General features: G+C 70.6%; 14 protein-coding genes and 1 pseudogene. 5 read left to right on the top strand and 10 right to left on the bottom strand.

What is annotated here, in order from left to right:
- Nucleotides 1-373: 373 nt before the first annotated feature.
- On the top strand, nt 374-1,468 hold the full coding sequence (locus AB0H87_RS26410; RefSeq protein ID WP_360150960.1) for a LacI family DNA-binding transcriptional regulator: 1,095 nt from the start codon (nt 374-376) through the stop codon (nt 1,466-1,468).
- Between the two features lie 143 nt (nt 1,469-1,611).
- Here AB0H87_RS26410 and AB0H87_RS26405 read toward each other — a convergent pair whose 3' ends face one another.
- Genes AB0H87_RS26405 through AB0H87_RS26390 form a run of 4 tightly spaced genes read right to left on the bottom strand, consistent with a single transcriptional unit; the run spans nt 1,612 to nt 6,495 of the window.
- A complete protein-coding gene (locus AB0H87_RS26405; protein ID WP_360150957.1) occupies nt 1,612-3,474 on the bottom strand; it encodes a beta-L-arabinofuranosidase domain-containing protein in 1,863 nt (620 codons plus the stop codon).
- Nucleotides 3,471-4,301, bottom strand: a complete 831-nt coding sequence (locus tag AB0H87_RS26400) for a carbohydrate ABC transporter permease (protein WP_360150954.1) — start codon at nt 4,299-4,301, stop codon at nt 3,471-3,473. Before AB0H87_RS26400 ends, AB0H87_RS26405 begins: the two co-directional genes overlap by 4 nt.
- Nucleotides 4,298-5,179, bottom strand: a complete 882-nt coding sequence (locus AB0H87_RS26395) for a sugar ABC transporter permease (protein ID WP_360150951.1) — start codon at nt 5,177-5,179, stop codon at nt 4,298-4,300. The genes AB0H87_RS26400 and AB0H87_RS26395 overlap by 4 nt, the downstream gene beginning before the upstream one ends.
- Complete coding sequence (locus tag AB0H87_RS26390) at nt 5,179-6,495, bottom strand: sugar ABC transporter substrate-binding protein (protein ID WP_360150948.1); 1,317 nt, start codon at nt 6,493-6,495, stop codon at nt 5,179-5,181. The genes AB0H87_RS26395 and AB0H87_RS26390 overlap by 1 nt, the downstream gene beginning before the upstream one ends.
- Before the next feature lie 251 nt (nt 6,496-6,746).
- Between AB0H87_RS26390 and AB0H87_RS26385 the strand changes: the two genes are divergently transcribed.
- From AB0H87_RS26385 to AB0H87_RS26370, 4 genes are read left to right on the top strand one after another with little or no spacing between them, the layout of a single operon-like run.
- Entirely contained in the window at nt 6,747-7,874 is a 1,128-nt protein-coding gene (locus tag AB0H87_RS26385) for a sugar ABC transporter substrate-binding protein (protein WP_360150945.1), read from the top strand.
- A complete protein-coding gene (locus AB0H87_RS26380) occupies nt 7,871-8,881 on the top strand; it encodes an ABC transporter permease (protein WP_360150942.1) in 1,011 nt (336 codons plus the stop codon). Before AB0H87_RS26385 ends, AB0H87_RS26380 begins: the two co-directional genes overlap by 4 nt.
- A 1-nt stretch (nt 8,882) precedes the next feature.
- On the top strand, nt 8,883-9,629 hold the full coding sequence (locus tag AB0H87_RS26375; protein ID WP_360150939.1) for an ATP-binding cassette domain-containing protein: 747 nt from the start codon (nt 8,883-8,885) through the stop codon (nt 9,627-9,629).
- Between the two features lie 4 nt (nt 9,630-9,633).
- Entirely contained in the window at nt 9,634-10,593 is a 960-nt protein-coding gene (locus tag AB0H87_RS26370; protein ID WP_360150937.1) for an NAD(P)-dependent oxidoreductase, read from the top strand.
- Here AB0H87_RS26370 and mnhG read toward each other — a convergent pair.
- From mnhG to AB0H87_RS26340, 6 genes and pseudogenes are all read right to left on the bottom strand, one after another.
- The gene (gene mnhG, locus AB0H87_RS26365) at nt 10,590-10,928 is read right to left on the bottom strand and encodes a monovalent cation/H(+) antiporter subunit G (RefSeq protein ID WP_360150934.1); all 339 of its coding nucleotides are present in this window, start codon (nt 10,926-10,928) and stop codon (nt 10,590-10,592) included. The two genes, AB0H87_RS26370 and mnhG, sit on opposite strands and share 4 nt — an antisense overlap.
- Entirely contained in the window at nt 10,925-11,185 is a 261-nt protein-coding gene (locus tag AB0H87_RS26360; protein ID WP_360150931.1) for a monovalent cation/H+ antiporter complex subunit F, read from the bottom strand. The genes mnhG and AB0H87_RS26360 overlap by 4 nt, the downstream gene beginning before the upstream one ends.
- Nucleotides 11,186-11,190: 5 nt before the next feature.
- On the bottom strand, nt 11,191-11,745 hold the full coding sequence (locus tag AB0H87_RS26355) for a Na+/H+ antiporter subunit E (RefSeq protein ID WP_360150928.1): 555 nt from the start codon (nt 11,743-11,745) through the stop codon (nt 11,191-11,193).
- Entirely contained in the window at nt 11,742-13,241 is a 1,500-nt protein-coding gene (locus tag AB0H87_RS26350; protein WP_360150925.1) for a Na+/H+ antiporter subunit D, read from the bottom strand. The genes AB0H87_RS26355 and AB0H87_RS26350 overlap by 4 nt, the downstream gene beginning before the upstream one ends.
- Complete coding sequence (locus AB0H87_RS26345; protein ID WP_360150922.1) at nt 13,238-13,639, bottom strand: Na(+)/H(+) antiporter subunit C; 402 nt, start codon at nt 13,637-13,639, stop codon at nt 13,238-13,240. Before AB0H87_RS26345 ends, AB0H87_RS26350 begins: the two co-directional genes overlap by 4 nt.
- Nucleotides 13,636-13,884, bottom strand: a pseudogene (locus AB0H87_RS26340) (MnhB domain-containing protein); the annotation flags it as partial. The gene AB0H87_RS26345 and the pseudogene AB0H87_RS26340, both read right to left, overlap by 4 nt.
- Nucleotides 13,885-14,026: the final 142 nt, after the last annotated feature.

Raw genomic sequence — 14,026 nt, 5'->3', positions numbered from 1 at the left:
TAGGTACTGCCGATCGGGGCCGCCGCGTTGGCGTTGTAGTAGCCCGCCACGTCGGCGACGATGTGCGTGCCGAGGCTCTGCTGGTAGATGTTGAGCCCTGACGGTCCTGATGGTGATCGTCTGCGCCGCGTGGGGCATCCGCTGCCTGCGCCGGATGCCGGACGTGACGTTCCGGTTCGGGCTGAAGCCCACCCAGACCCAGCCCGCCTAGCTCGCCGCCGGCGGCCTACCGGGCGCTGCTTTCGGGCCCTTGGCGGCCGGTGCGCGCATAGCATCCCGAACCGCGCCAAAGTCGTTGTCTGAATCGATGCGCGGCGTGGCTTTCGCCTGCATGCAATCGTATGACCGCATCGCACGCGGTAACCTGCACGGCATGGCTCCCCCGCCGCGCCCGCGCCGGCCCAAGACCGAGAACGCGGGCGAGCAGCCGGCCCCGCGCCGGTCCGTCCCGACGATGCAGGACATCGCCGCCGCGGCCGCCGTCTCGCAGAGCACCGTCTCCCGCGTGCTCAGCGGCGTCGAAACCCGCGTGCCGATCGCGCCGGCGACCCGGGAGCGGGTCATCCAGGCCTCGCGGCGGCTCGGTTACCGGCCCAACCCGCTGGCCCGCGGGCTGCGCGGCGCGTCGACCAACCTGATCGGCGTGGTCGTCCGGGACTTCAGCGACCCGTTCTTCGCCGAGGCGATCGAGGCGCTGGTCAAGGAGTCGATGGGGCACGGCTACAACGTCGTCCTCGGCCACGTCCACCCCGGGCTGGAGGAGGCGATCCCGCTGACCTCCGTGCTCGAGACCCGGCACACGGACGCGATCGTGGTGCTCGGCGACGTGCGCGTGCACCCACAGCTCCTGGACGACCTGCGCAGCTCCCACGTGCCGGTGGTGGCGCTCTGGCAGGGCACCAGCCCGCTCGAGTTCCCGAGCGCCGACACCGACGACCGGGCCGGCATCCAGGCGGGTCTCGCCCACCTGCGGTCCCTCGGCCACCGGCGGATCGCGTTCCTGAGCGCGGAGCTGCCGGGCGATTTCTGGGTACGCGAGTCCGCGTACGCCGACTTCATGACCGACCACCTCGGCGGCGTGCCCGACGGCTACCTGCAGCGGTGCCCCAACACGATGGCCGGCGGCGACGCCGCCCTGCGCCGGCTGATGGCCCTGCCCGAGCCACCGACCGCGGTCGCCACCTCGACGGACCTGATCGCCGTCGGGGTGCTGCACGCGGCACACAGCGTCGGCGCGACCGTGCCGGGCCGGCTCTCGGTGGTCGGGTTCGACGACATCCAGATCTCGAGTCACACCGTGCCGGCCCTGACCACGTCCCGGATGCCAACGGCGAAGATCGTCAGCCACGCGGTCAACCTGGCCGTGACCCTGGCCCGCGACCCCGACGCGGGGCGCACGCCCGCTTTGGAGATCTTCAAACCGGAGCTGATCGTCCGCGAGTCGACGGCCCGCCCACGCCGCCGCTGAGCGCGGACACCACCACGACCGCCCGGCCCCTGATGCGGCCGGACCGCAAGCGGCCATGCCGCCGACCACAGCCGCCCACGCCGCCGTTGAACGCGGGCGGCAAGGCGTCGCTTCGGCCATGATGCGACCGGTCCTGGCGTTGGTCATCCAGCAGGCGGCGGCCCGCCCGTGTCATCGCCACCCGTCGGGAGCCAGACCCGCATCCCGCCGGCGCCCCGGTTGGCCCAGGCGAAATACGGGATCGCCGGGACCGTGCCCGTCGGTGCGAGCGGCACGTCGAGTCCCACCACTCCCGCACCCAGGTCGGGTCGCGGCACGGTGACCGCCTCCCGGTCCGGGGCGCACCGCAGGTCCTCCAGCACCACGCCGGCCGGCAGGTCGGCCGACTCGACACAGTAGACGATCGGGCCGCGCTCGAAGGCGACGCAGCCGCGCACCGCGTCCACCCGAGGGTCGGGCGCAGTGCGCCGCACCGGCAGCGCGAGGTCGAGGGTCACCCGTTCGCCGGGCTGCCACCCGCGGGTCAGGTGGGCGTAGCCGGCCGCCACCGGGGCGGGCTCCGAACCCGCCACCGACAGCGTCGCACCGGCACACCACCCCGGCACCCGCAGCGACAGCGTCCACGGCCCCGCCGACGACGACCGCACCACCTCGACCACGACCCGCCCCTCCCACGGATATCCGGTGTGCACGGTCACCGCGCCGGCCGGGGAGCGGACCTCCGCCGTGGCGTACTGGTGGATCTGCAGACCGCTGTCGTCGCCGGTCGCCAGGTACTGCGGCCACGAGCTGAGCAGCCGCATCAGGTTGGGTGGGCAGCAGGCGCACGCCTGCCACGGCATCCGCTGGTTGTGCCCCGCCGGCTCGAACGTGCGGTGGGTGCGGCGCTGCAGCGGGTTGACGTAGAAGAACTCCGTGCCGGACCGGGACAGCCCGGACAGCACGCCGTTGTGCATCGCGCGCTCGATGTCGTCGGCGTAGCCCGGCTCGCCGGTGGCCAGCAGCAGCCGCCAGGCCAGCAGGACGCTCGCGATGGCCGCGCAGGTCTCGGCATAGGCCCGGTCGGGCGGCAGCTCGTAGGGGTCGCCGAAGGCCTCGTCGCGGTGCCGGCTGCCCAGCGCGCCGGTCAGATAACGGCGCGTCCGCACCATGTCGTCGTAGCGGCGCCGCACCGCGGCCAGCAGGGCGTCGTCGCCCCGCTCGACGGCCACGTCGACAGCGCCGCAGTCGAGGTAGAGCTGCCGGACGGCGTGCCCCGCCACCTCGGTCGCGGTCCGCACCGGGGCGTGGTCCTGCCAGTACGCCGGCCCGAACCGGCCGTCGCCCAGCAGCCCGTGCCCGCGCAGGTCGAGCATCCGGGCGGCGAGCGCCAGGTGGCGCCCCTCACCGGTGACCCGGGCCAGCTCGACCAGCGCCATCTCGATCTCGGGGTGGCCGTCGATGCCGTCGCGACCGCTCTGCTCGCCGAGCGCGGCGTCGGCGTGGTCGACGGCCCGGGTGGCGATCCGCAGCAGCCGGTCGTCGCCGAGGGCCCGGTGCCAGGCGATCGCGGCCTGCACGAGGTGGCCGACGCAGTAGAGCTCGTGGCCCCAGGCCAGGTCGCGGTAGGGCTGCCCGTCGCGCAGGACCTGGACGAAGCTGTTGACGTAACCGTCGGGGCGCTGGGCCGCGGCCACGACGCCGATCGCCTCGTCCGCCGCGGCCGCCAGCTCCGGGTCGGGTGCGGTGCCCAGCTCCCAGCCGACCGCTTCGAGCCACTTGTAGACGTCGGAGTCGAGGAACGGCAGCACCGCGCCGCCGGAGTCGGCACTGGCCCGGTACTCCGCCGCCGCGCCGGCCGCCATCCGGAGGTTGTCGAGCGTGCCGACCTTGCGCAGCTGCGCGTACCCGTGCGGGATCGTGCGTTCCCTGTTGGTCCGCAGCCGTTCCGCCCAGAGTCCATCGTGGATCGTGACGTCGACACCGCCGAGCGGTCGCAGCCGGGAGGCGGTCGGCAGCACAGTCATTTGACAGCTCCGCTCATCAGACCGGACACGTAGTAGCGCTGGAGCAGGAGGTAGACGGCCACGCACGGGATGACGGAGATGGTGATGCCCGCCTGCAGCATGCCCCAGTCGGTGCCGCCGAGGCTGGTCTCCGTGCGGGCCGCCGCGAGCACCAGCGGCAGCGTGAACTTCGAGCTCTTGCTCATCATCACCAGGGCGCCGAGGAACTCGTTCCAGCTCATGATGAACGCGAACAGGGCGACCGTGACCACGGCCGGGACGGTCGCCGGCAGGAACACCCGGCGCAGTGCCTGCACAGACGATGCACCGTCCACGATGGCCGCTTCCTCGAGCTCCCGGGGCACGGCGGCGAAGCTGTTGCGCAGCACGTACAGGCTGAACGGCAGTTGGATCGCGGTGTGCACGACGGCGAGCCCGACCAGCGAGTTGGTCAGGCCGACCTTCGCGAACATCAGGAACATCGGGGTCAGCAGCGCCTGGTACGGCACGATCAGCGCCAGCAGGAGCACGACGAAGATGACCTCCTTGCCCGGCACGGGGAACCGGGCGAGGCCGTACGCCGCCGGGACGGTGAGCACCAGCGTGAAGACGATCGTCAGCACCGCCGTCCACAAGCTGTTGAACAGGTACACCGGCAGACCTTGCTGGTAGTTCCACAGCCGGTCGTAGCTGTCCAGGCTGAACGCGTCCGGCCACCACGTCGGCGGTGACGCGGCCGCCTCCGCCGTCGGCTTCAGCGAGGCGAGCACCGAGAAGACCAGCGGCAGCAGCATCACCGCGCAGAGCGCGACGCAGACCGCGGCGACGAGATAGCGGTGCCTTCTCATTCGTGGCTCCGGCGGGTCAGCAGGAGCTGGACGACGGTGAACGCGAGGATCGTCAGCGCCAGGATCATCGAGAGCGCGGCTCCGTAGCCCAGTTTGAGGTAGGGGAACGAGTTCAGGTAGACGAAGAACACGGAGGTCGCCGTCTCGTTCTGTGGTTGGCCGGCGGTCATGATGTAGAACTGGTCGAAGGCCAGCAGCGAGCCGATCACGCTGAGCAGGGTGACCAGCAGGACGGTGCGCAGTGTCAGCGGCAGCACGATCCGGGTGACCCGCTGCCGGGCGTTGGCGCCGTCGACCAGGCTCGCCTCCGTCACGTCCGTGGGTATCGCCTGGATCGCGCCGACGAACAGGATCATGCCGAAGCCGATCACCTTCCACACCACGGACGCGATGATGGCCAGGTTGGACCGGTCGGCGTCGACGCCGAGCCAGACGACCGGGTCGCCGATCACGCCGAGGGCCTGCAGCGCCTTGTTGACGAACCCGAAGTCCGTGCTGAACAGCCAGTACCAGAGCAGGCTGGAGACGCCGAGCCCGATCACGACCGGCGTGAACACCACCGTGCGGGTCAGCCGGCGCACCGGCGAGTTCCGGGCGAGCAGCAACGCCAGCAGGTAGCCGCCGACGATCAGGATCGGCGTGATGATCAGGGTGTACTCGAGCGTGAACCCGAACGACACCCAGAACTGCCGGTCGTCGAAGGCCCGCGTGTAGTTGTCGAAGCCGACCCAGCGCGGCGGCGTGATCAGCGACCAGTTGTGCAGCGACATCCAGGCCATCTGTACCAACGGATAGACCGTGAAGACGAGCACGAACAGCAAGGCCGGGCCGATGTACGCGAGCCCGACCAAGCTGTTCTTCCGGGTTTGGCGCACCATCAGCCCTGACTGGCCACGTTCTTCATGGCGGTCTTGGCGTCGGCGATCACCTTGTCGAGGTCTTCGTCGGAGTAGTAGGCCTTCTGGAGCATCTGCAACCACGGCCCCTGCGGCGAGTTGATCTGCTCGAAGAACGTCAGCGTGTACGGCGTGCGCCCGACCTCGAGCGCCTTCGCGACGTCCTGGACGAGCGGCTCCGCCTCGAAGTACTTGTTCTTCGTCATGTCGGTGCGGGTCGTCAGGTTGAGCGCCTTCGCGTAGACCTCGACCTGCACCTCGTCGGAGAGCAGGAACTTCATGAAGTTGACCGCGTCGGCCACCCGCTCGCTGCCGCGGGGCACCACGACGAGGTCGCCGCCGATGAACGACGCCGAGGAGTTCGGCGAGGCGCCGGGCAGGAGCCCGATGCCGAACTTCATCTTGGGGTTCTGCTGCCGGGCCAGCGTGATGTTGAAGTTGCCGGTGCCCATCATGCCGACCTTGCCGGTGCCGAACTGCAGGTGGAACGTCTCACCGTTCTCGGCGCGGTCGCCCTGGTGGACGTTGCCGGCCTTGACCATGTCGCGGGCGAACTGCAGCACCTGCTTGACCCCGTCGCCGGTGAGCGGCTCGTCGTTGCCGTCGACCGCCTCGATCTTCGCGCCCGACGCCCACATCAGCGGGCCGACCGTGAAGATGTTGCAGCCGGCGCAGTTGCCGGGCAGGTAGTAGCCCTTGATGTCGCCGCCGAGCGCGGTGATCTTGTCGGCGTACTCCCGGAGCTCCGTGAGGCTCGTCGGCGGCTTCTCCGGGTCGAGCCCCGCGCGGGCGAACAGGTCCTTGTTGTAGAACAGCGCGGAGACGTCGGCGTAGAGCGGCACGCCGTAGAGCCGCTCCTCGAACGTCGCCACCGTCATGTGGCCCTTGCTCGCGGTCGCCAGCTCCGGCCAGCTCTTGATGCGGTCGGTGAGGTCGACGAGCTGCTGCGCCTTCTCGAACTGCGGCGCGTAGATCAGGTCCATGCCCATCAGGTCGGGCACCTCGCCGGAGGCGATGCCCTGGGCGATCTTGCCGACCATCTCCGTGTGCGGGATGTACGTAAGGTTGATCTTGCAGTCGGGGTTCTTCTTGTTCCAGGCCTCGACCAGCAGATCGACCATCTGCTTGTTGCCGCCCGAGCGTTCCCACATGGTCAGGTCGCCGCTGCTCGCGCACGACGTCGTGGCGGGCTGGACGGCTTCGTTCTCGGTCGGCTCCTCGGTGCCGGAGCTGCACGCCCCGACCAGTGCCAGTGTCGCCAAGGCGGCCAGGACAGGCCGCCAGGAACGGGTAACCATCTCGCCTCCTCCGTGTCGAGGGGGTCCCGGAGGCCTTCGACAGAGGCGGACGACCACCTGTGGGGCCTCCGGTAAGCCGGCACGCTACCCGTGACCGCATACGATTGCACTCATTCGTTTTCATATTGAGATGTTCGATGTCCCGGACCGTTGACGCGGCCGTCCCGGCGGTCCTAACCTCTTGCCCACACGGCGGACGACCGCGCACCACACCCTTCTCTCGTGCGCATTCGTCCCCTAAGGAACCCGCGATGCGTGACCTTCACCCGACGGTCGAGCAGGCCGTCGAGACGCTCCCGCTCAACGCGCTGACCCGCCGCCGGCTGCTCCGCGGCACGGGCCTGTTCAGCTCCGCGCTCGCCGCGTCGGCGCTGCTCGCCGGCTGCTCCGACGACCCGGCCGTGGCCGAGGGCGCCCCCGGCAACTTTCCGCGTACGCCGTCCTGGAAGTTCGTCTTCGTCTGTCACGTGACGACCAACCCGTTCTTCACGCCGACGCAGTACGGCGCGGAGGACGCCTGCAAGCTGCTGGGCGTCCAGTTCCAGTGGACCGGCTCGGTGAACTCCGTCGTGGCGGAGATGGTCGACGCCACGAACACCGCGATCAGCGCCAAGGCCGACGGGCTCGCGCTGGCGGTGGTCGACAAGGCGGCGTTCCGCGGGCCGGTCGACCAGGCGCTCGACGCCGGGATCCCGGTGGTGTCGTTCAACGCCGACGGCGCGCGCGACGACCCGGGCACGAACCGGCTCGCGTACATCGGGCAGGGGCTCTACGAGTCCGGCTACGAGCTCGGCCGGCGGGCACTCACCGTGCTGGATTCGGGAGAGGTGGCCGGGTTCATCGCCACGCCCGGGCAGCTCAACATCCAGCCGCGGATCGACGGCGCGCAGCAGGCGTTCAAGGACTCCGGCAAGCCGGTGACGTTCACGCCGATCGCGACCAACGCCGACGTCACCCAGGGACTGTCCATCATCGACGCCTACGTGCAGGGGCACCCGAACCTGGCCGGGCTGCTCGCGGTCGACGCCGGTTCGACGCAGAGCGTCGGGCAGACGGTGGCGAAGTACAAGCTGCGGGACCGTGGGCTCAAGGTGGCCGGCGGGTTCGACCTCGTGCCGGAGACGCTGGCCTCGGTGAAGAACGGCGACCTCGACTACACGATCGACCAGCAGCCCTACCTGCAGGGCTTCCTGCCCGTGCTGGCGCTCTACCTCTACAAGCTGACCGGCGGCCTGCTGTTCCCGACACAGACCAACACCGGCCTGCTGTTCGTCACGAAGGACAACGTGGACCCCTACCAGAGCACCAAGACGCGGTACGAGGGGTCCGACACCGCGGTCAAGCTGGTGGAACGCTCCGGCCCGATCGCGCACGGATGAGTCTCGCCGTCGCCCGCACGCCCGGCGGGGCCGCGCTGGCCCGCCGGGCCTGGGACGGGTTCGTCCGCCGGCGCGAGGCGAGCGTGCTCGTCGTCGCGATCGGCCTCGTGATCTATTTCCAGGCCGCGTCGCCGCTGTTCCTGACCGGCGACAACCTGCGCAACATCGCGCAGGCGACGGCGCCGACCGCGATCGTCGCCGTCGGCATCGTGTTCCTGCTGGTCAGCGGCGAGATCGACATCTCGGTCGGGATGGTGGCGGCGCTCGCGCCGTACCTGATGCACTACGCGATCGACTTCTACCGCGTGCCGGCGGTGCCGGCGATCCTGCTGGCGCTGGCGATCGCGGCCGGCGTGGGCCTGGTCAACGGGCTGATCACCACGCGGCTGCGGGTGCCGTCGTTCGTCACCACGCTGGGCATGTTCTACCTGCTCTACGGCGTGCTGCTGACCACCTCGAAGGCCTATCCGGTGGCGGTGCCGGAGCCGGTCAAGGGCTCGCTGCAGACGTGGCTGGGCGCCGGCGACTGGGCGTCGTTGAGCTGGTGCCTGCTGGTCGTGGCGGTCTTTCACATCGTGCTGACGCGTACGCGATGGGGCCTGCACACGATCTCCGTCGGTGGCAACCCGCTCGGCGCGACGGAGGCCGGCATCCGGGTCAACCGCGTGAAGGTCGGCAACTTCATGCTCGTCAGCGTGCTCGGCGCGGTCGCGGGGCTGATGGAGGCGTTCCGGATCAACTCCATCGACCCGAACATCGGCGGCGGCACCCGCATCACGTTCACGGCGATCGCGGCCGCGGTGATCGGCGGCACGGCGCTCGCCGGTGGTTCCGGCACGGTGGTCGGCGCGCTGCTCGGCATGTTCGTGCTCGCGATGCTGCAGAACGGCTTCAACCTGATCGGCGTCAGCGCGAACCCGTTCTTCCTGATCCAGGGCATCGCGATCCTGGTCTCGATGATCGCGAACCAGTACCTGTCGCGGTTGCGGCGGACGGGACGGAGCTGAGATGGCCGCTCTTGTCGTCGAGGGCGTCGCCAAGCGGTTCGGCGCCCTGACCGCGCTGGAGGACGTCAACCTGCACGTGGATCGCGGTGAGGTGCTGGGCCTGCTCGGCGACAACGGCGCGGGCAAGTCGACCCTGGTGAAGATCATTTGTGGCTTCCACCGCCCCGATCGCGGCCGGATCCTGGTCGACGGGGTCCCGGTGGCGCTGCGCGGCGTCGACCACGCCCGCTCCCTTGGCATCGACACCGTCTACCAGGATCTGGCGCTGGTCAACGAGCTGAGCGTCTACCACAACATGTTCCTCAACCGGGAGCGCCGCCTGGGCCCGCTGCTGCACAACCGCCTGATGCGCCGCCTGGCGGAGGAGCACCTGCGCGACATGGGCGTCGACATCCCGGACGTGACGGTGGAGGCGGCCAAGCTGTCGGGCGGGCAGCGCCAGGCGGTAGCGGTCGCCCGCTCGGTCTACTCGGACGCCCGGATCCTGCTGCTCGACGAACCCCTGGCCGCGATGGGCGCGAAGGAGGCCACGATCATCTTGGACCTGGTAGCCGACCTCAAGGCACGCGGCGACGTCGCGATCGTCATCATCGCCCACAACTACGCGCAGGCCCTCCAGGTCTGCGACCGGGTCAACATCCTGCAGCAGGGCCGGATCACGTTCGACCGGCCGGCCGCCGAGACCTCGGTGACCGAACTCACCGACCTGATGGTTCCGAGCCATCGCGACCGACGTCGCCTAGCCTGACGCCATGAAGATCATTGTCATCGGTGGCAGCGGGCACATCGGCACGTTCCTGGTCCCGCGGCTGGTCCGCGCCGGTCACGAGGTGGTCAACATCAGCCGCGGGCAGCGGTCGAGCTACGTCGACGACCCCGCGTGGCAGTCGGTGCGGCAGATCAGCGCCGACCGGTCGGCCGACTACTTCCTCGACCAGGTCGCCCTGCTGCGGCCGGACGTGGTCGTCGACCTGATCTGCTTCGACCTCGAATCCGCGGCGGCGCTCGTCTCCCGGCTGCGCGGCGAGACCGGCCACCTGCTGCACTGCGGCACGATCTGGCGCGCGGGCCCGAGCGTGAAGCTGCCGATCACCGAGGAGAACGGCACACCACCCGTCGGCGGGTACGGCATCGCGAAGGCGGCCATCGCCCGGATGCTGAAGGAGGAGACGGCCTCGGGCGGCCTGGTCACGACGTCGCTGCACCCGGGCCACATCGTCGGCCCGGGCTGGCACCCGATCGGCCCGCTGGGCAACCTGGACCCGACGGTGTGGCAACGGTTGTCGGCCGGCGAGCCGCTCGACGTCCCCGGCATCGGCGCGGAGTTCATGCACCACGTCCACGCCGACGACGTGGCGGCGGCCTTCGAACTGGCCGTGCTGCATCGCGAGGCCGCCGCGGGCGAGGACTTCAGCGTGGTGGCGCCGTCGGCCCTGAACGTGCGTGGCTACGCGGAGATCGCCGCGTCGTGGTTCGGCCAGGAGGCGGTGCTGCGCCCGGTGACGTGGGACGAGTTCCGGCGGGCCAACGATCCGGACGTGGCCGAGTTCAGCTGGGACCACCTGATGCGCAACCACTACGTCAGCATCGAGAAGGCGCGGACGGTGCTGGGTTACGCGCCGCGCTACGAGCCGGAGGAGGCGATCCTGGAGTCGGTCCGCTGGCTCGTCGACCACGGCGAGCTCGACGTCGCCAACCCGCTGGCCGCCTAGGGCTCGTCGCGCCGGTCGGCCAGGTCGTCGACCACCAGCAGGTCCGCGCGCTGCAGGCCCGTGCGGTACGCCACGCGGCCGACCATGTGTGCCGCCACCGGCGCCGTGGTCAACTGGAACGCGCCGATCAGCACCAGCGTGGTGATGTCGACCGTGTTGCGGAACCGCAGCGCGCAGCCGAGCAGCACCAGCAGCAGGCCGAGCACCTGCGGCTTGGTGGCCGCGTGCATGCGGGACAGGATGTCCGGGAACCGGACCAGCGCGACGCCGGCGGCCAGGCTGAACGCGGCGCCGGCGATCAGGCACACGGCGGCGACCGCGTCGAGCGCGCTCACTCGCCGTCCCGGACGGCGAAGCGGGCGACGCTGACCGAGCTGATGAAGCCGAGCACGGAGATGACGACCAGCACCGGCAACGCCGTCGCGTCGCGGGTGTAGGCGGCCTCCGCCGCGATCGCGGCGACGATGATCGCGAGCAGGACGTCGGTGGCGACGGCCCGGTCCAGGATGGACGGTCCTCGGACGGCGCGGACGAGCGCCAGCAGCGCGGCGCCCGCGAGGATGACGGTGACGGTGATGGCTACAGCGGTCATGGTGCTCACCTTTCGGTTGTGCGGCGGACCTCGTCCGGCGCGCCCACGGCGGCGACGATGCGCGCCTCCAGCGCGAGGACGTCCTGGCGGAAGTGCTCGGCCTGCACGCGGTCGTGCACGTCGATGACATGGACGTAGAGCACGCCCGCGTCGCGGTCGACCTCGACGATGAGGCTGCCGGGCAGCAGCGAGAGCGCCTCCGCGGTCAGCGTCAGGTTGAGGTCGGTGCCGACCCGCAACCGCACCCCGATGATCGCGCTGCGCGGGGTGTGCCCGAACCGGAAGGCGAGCCAGGCGACCTGCACGCTGGCCATGAACAGGTCGCGGACGAACCAGGCGACGAACCGGAGCAGCGGCAGCGGTCGCAGCCGGCCGCCGAACACCACCGGCGGCAGCGGGAACGCGAGCAGCACGACCCCGGCGACCACCAGGCCGCCCAGCAGGTTCGCCCAGCTGAACGTGCCCCAGAGCAGGATCCACACCAATGCCATGCCGAGCAGCGCGACGACGGTGTTCGCCCGGCGCGTCCGGCGGCCCGCGTCGGGCGGGGCCCCGGTCATCGCGCCGCCGCCCGGACGGCCTCGACGTACGGCGCGCGCGCCAGCAGTTCGGCGGCCGTGTCGACGGTCAGGTCGTAGAGCGGTCCGGCGAGGACCGTCAGCGCGACACCGCCCACCACCAGCGCGACGGTCGAGCCGACCATCAGGCCCGGCAGCCCCGAGGCCTCGGTCGGCACGGTGGCCGGCCGGCGCCAGAAGGCCATGTTCCAGACGCGCGCGACCGCGTACAACGTGAGCAGGCTTGTCGCCAGTCCCCCGGCGACCAGTGCCCACGGCAGCCCACCGCCCGCCGCGACACCGGCCTCGATCAGCCCCAGCTTGCCGAGGAAGCCCGAGAACGGCGGAATGCCCGCGAGGTTCATCGCCGGCACGAAGAACAGGATCGCCAGCAGCGGCGACAGGCTGGCCAGGCCGCCGAGCCGGTCCAGCGCGGTGCTGCCGCCGAAGCGCTCGACCAGGCCCACGACCAGGAACAGCGTCGTCTGGATGGTGATGTGGTGCACGACGTAGAAGATCGCCGCCGACAGGCCCAGGTCGGTGGCCAGGCCGATGCCGAACAGCAGGTACCCGATGTGGCTGACCAGCGTGAAGGACAGCAGTCGCTTGATGTCGGACTGGGCGATCGCGCCGAGGATGCCGACCAGCATCGTCAGCAGCGCGAGCACCAGCAGCAGCTCCGGGGTCGGTCCACCGGGGAACAGCAGCGTCTCCACCCGGATGATCGCGTAGATGCCGACCTTGGTCAGCAGGCCGGCGAACACCGCGGTGACCGGGGCGAGCGCGGTGGGATAGCTGTCCGGCAACCACGCCGACAACGGGAAGACCGCCGCCTTGATGCCGAAGGCCAGCAGCAGCACGCAGTTGAGCATCAGCCGCAACCCGTCCGGCAGCGCGTCCAAGCGGCCGGCGAGCTGCGCCATGTTGACCGTCCCGGCGGCGGCGTAGATCAGCCCGACCCCGGTCAGGAAGATCAACGACGAGAGGAGGCTGACGACGACGTACGTCGTACCCGCGCGGACGCGTTCCTCGGTCGCTCCGACGGTGATCAGCACATAGCTCGCCACCAGCAGGATCTCGAACCCCACGTACAGGTTGAACAGGTCGCCGGCGAGGAACGCGTTGGTCACGCCGGCGGTGAGCACCAGGTACGACGGGTGGTAGATGGACAGCGGCGTCTCCTCGCTGCCGTCCGCCATGCCCTGGCCGATCGAGTAGACGAGCACGCAGAGCGTGACCGCCGCCGAGACGACCAGCATCAGCGCGGCGAACCGGTCCGCGACCAGCACGATGCCGACCGGCACCGGCCAGCCGCCGACCGCGACGACCAGCGTGCCGTGCCGCGACACCTCCACGAGCAGCGCGACCGAGACGCCGAGCACCGCGGTGAGCGCGGTGAAGCTGACGATGCGCTGCGCCCGCGGGTACCGCGTCAGCACCAGCGTCACCGCCGCGCCGAGCAGCGGCAGCACGACCGGCAACGGCACGAGCGCGGTCACGGGCCAGGCTCCTCGTCCTCGTCCTCGGCGGGGCCCACGTCCCGCTCGGCCCGCTCGATGATCCGGCGGTCCTCGATGTCGTCCTGGACCTCGTCGTGGCCGACCAGCCGCCAGCTGCGGTACGCGAGCGCCAGCAGGAACGCCGTCAGGCCCAGCGTGATCACGATCGCCGTCAGGATCATCGCCTGCGGCAGCGGATCGCTCATCTCGTCCTGCGGCGTCGTGCCGACGATCGGCGGGCCGCCGTACCGCCCACCCGCGAGGATCAGCACGTTGACCCCGTTGGCCAGCAGCACCATGCCCATCAGCACCCGGGTCAGGCTGCGCTCCAGCAGCAGGATCACCCCGCTCGCGACGAGCACGCCGACCACGACGACGTACGTGAGGTTCGGGCTCACGACGCCGCGCCCTGGCGGTCGATCTCCGCGCCGAGGCTGCGCAGGACGTCCAGCATCAGGCCGACCACGACCAGGTACACGCCGATGTCGAAGAAGATCGAGGTGACCAGGTGTACGTCGCCCAGCACCGGCAGGTGCACGTCGACGATCGCGGTCTGCAGCACCTGGGCCCCCGCGAACATGGCCAGCACCCCGGTGCCGACCCCGACGAACAGCCCCGCGCCCAGCACCGCGCCCGCGTCGACCGGCGCTCGCCTGCAGGAAGTTGGCGATCTCGTAGGTCACGGGGCTCCGACGGCCAGCAGCACGAAACCGAGCGCCGCGACGAAGGCGCACACCAGCAGCGCGGGTCGGTAGCCGAGGGCCTGCGCGGTCGCACCGGCGAGC

This window comes from Asanoa sp. NPDC050611 (assembly GCF_040654855.1).
Lineage (GTDB): Bacteria > Actinomycetota > Actinomycetes > Mycobacteriales > Micromonosporaceae > Asanoa.
Note: the sequence above shows the minus strand (reverse complement) of the source record. Positions and strands in the feature narration are given on the sequence as shown.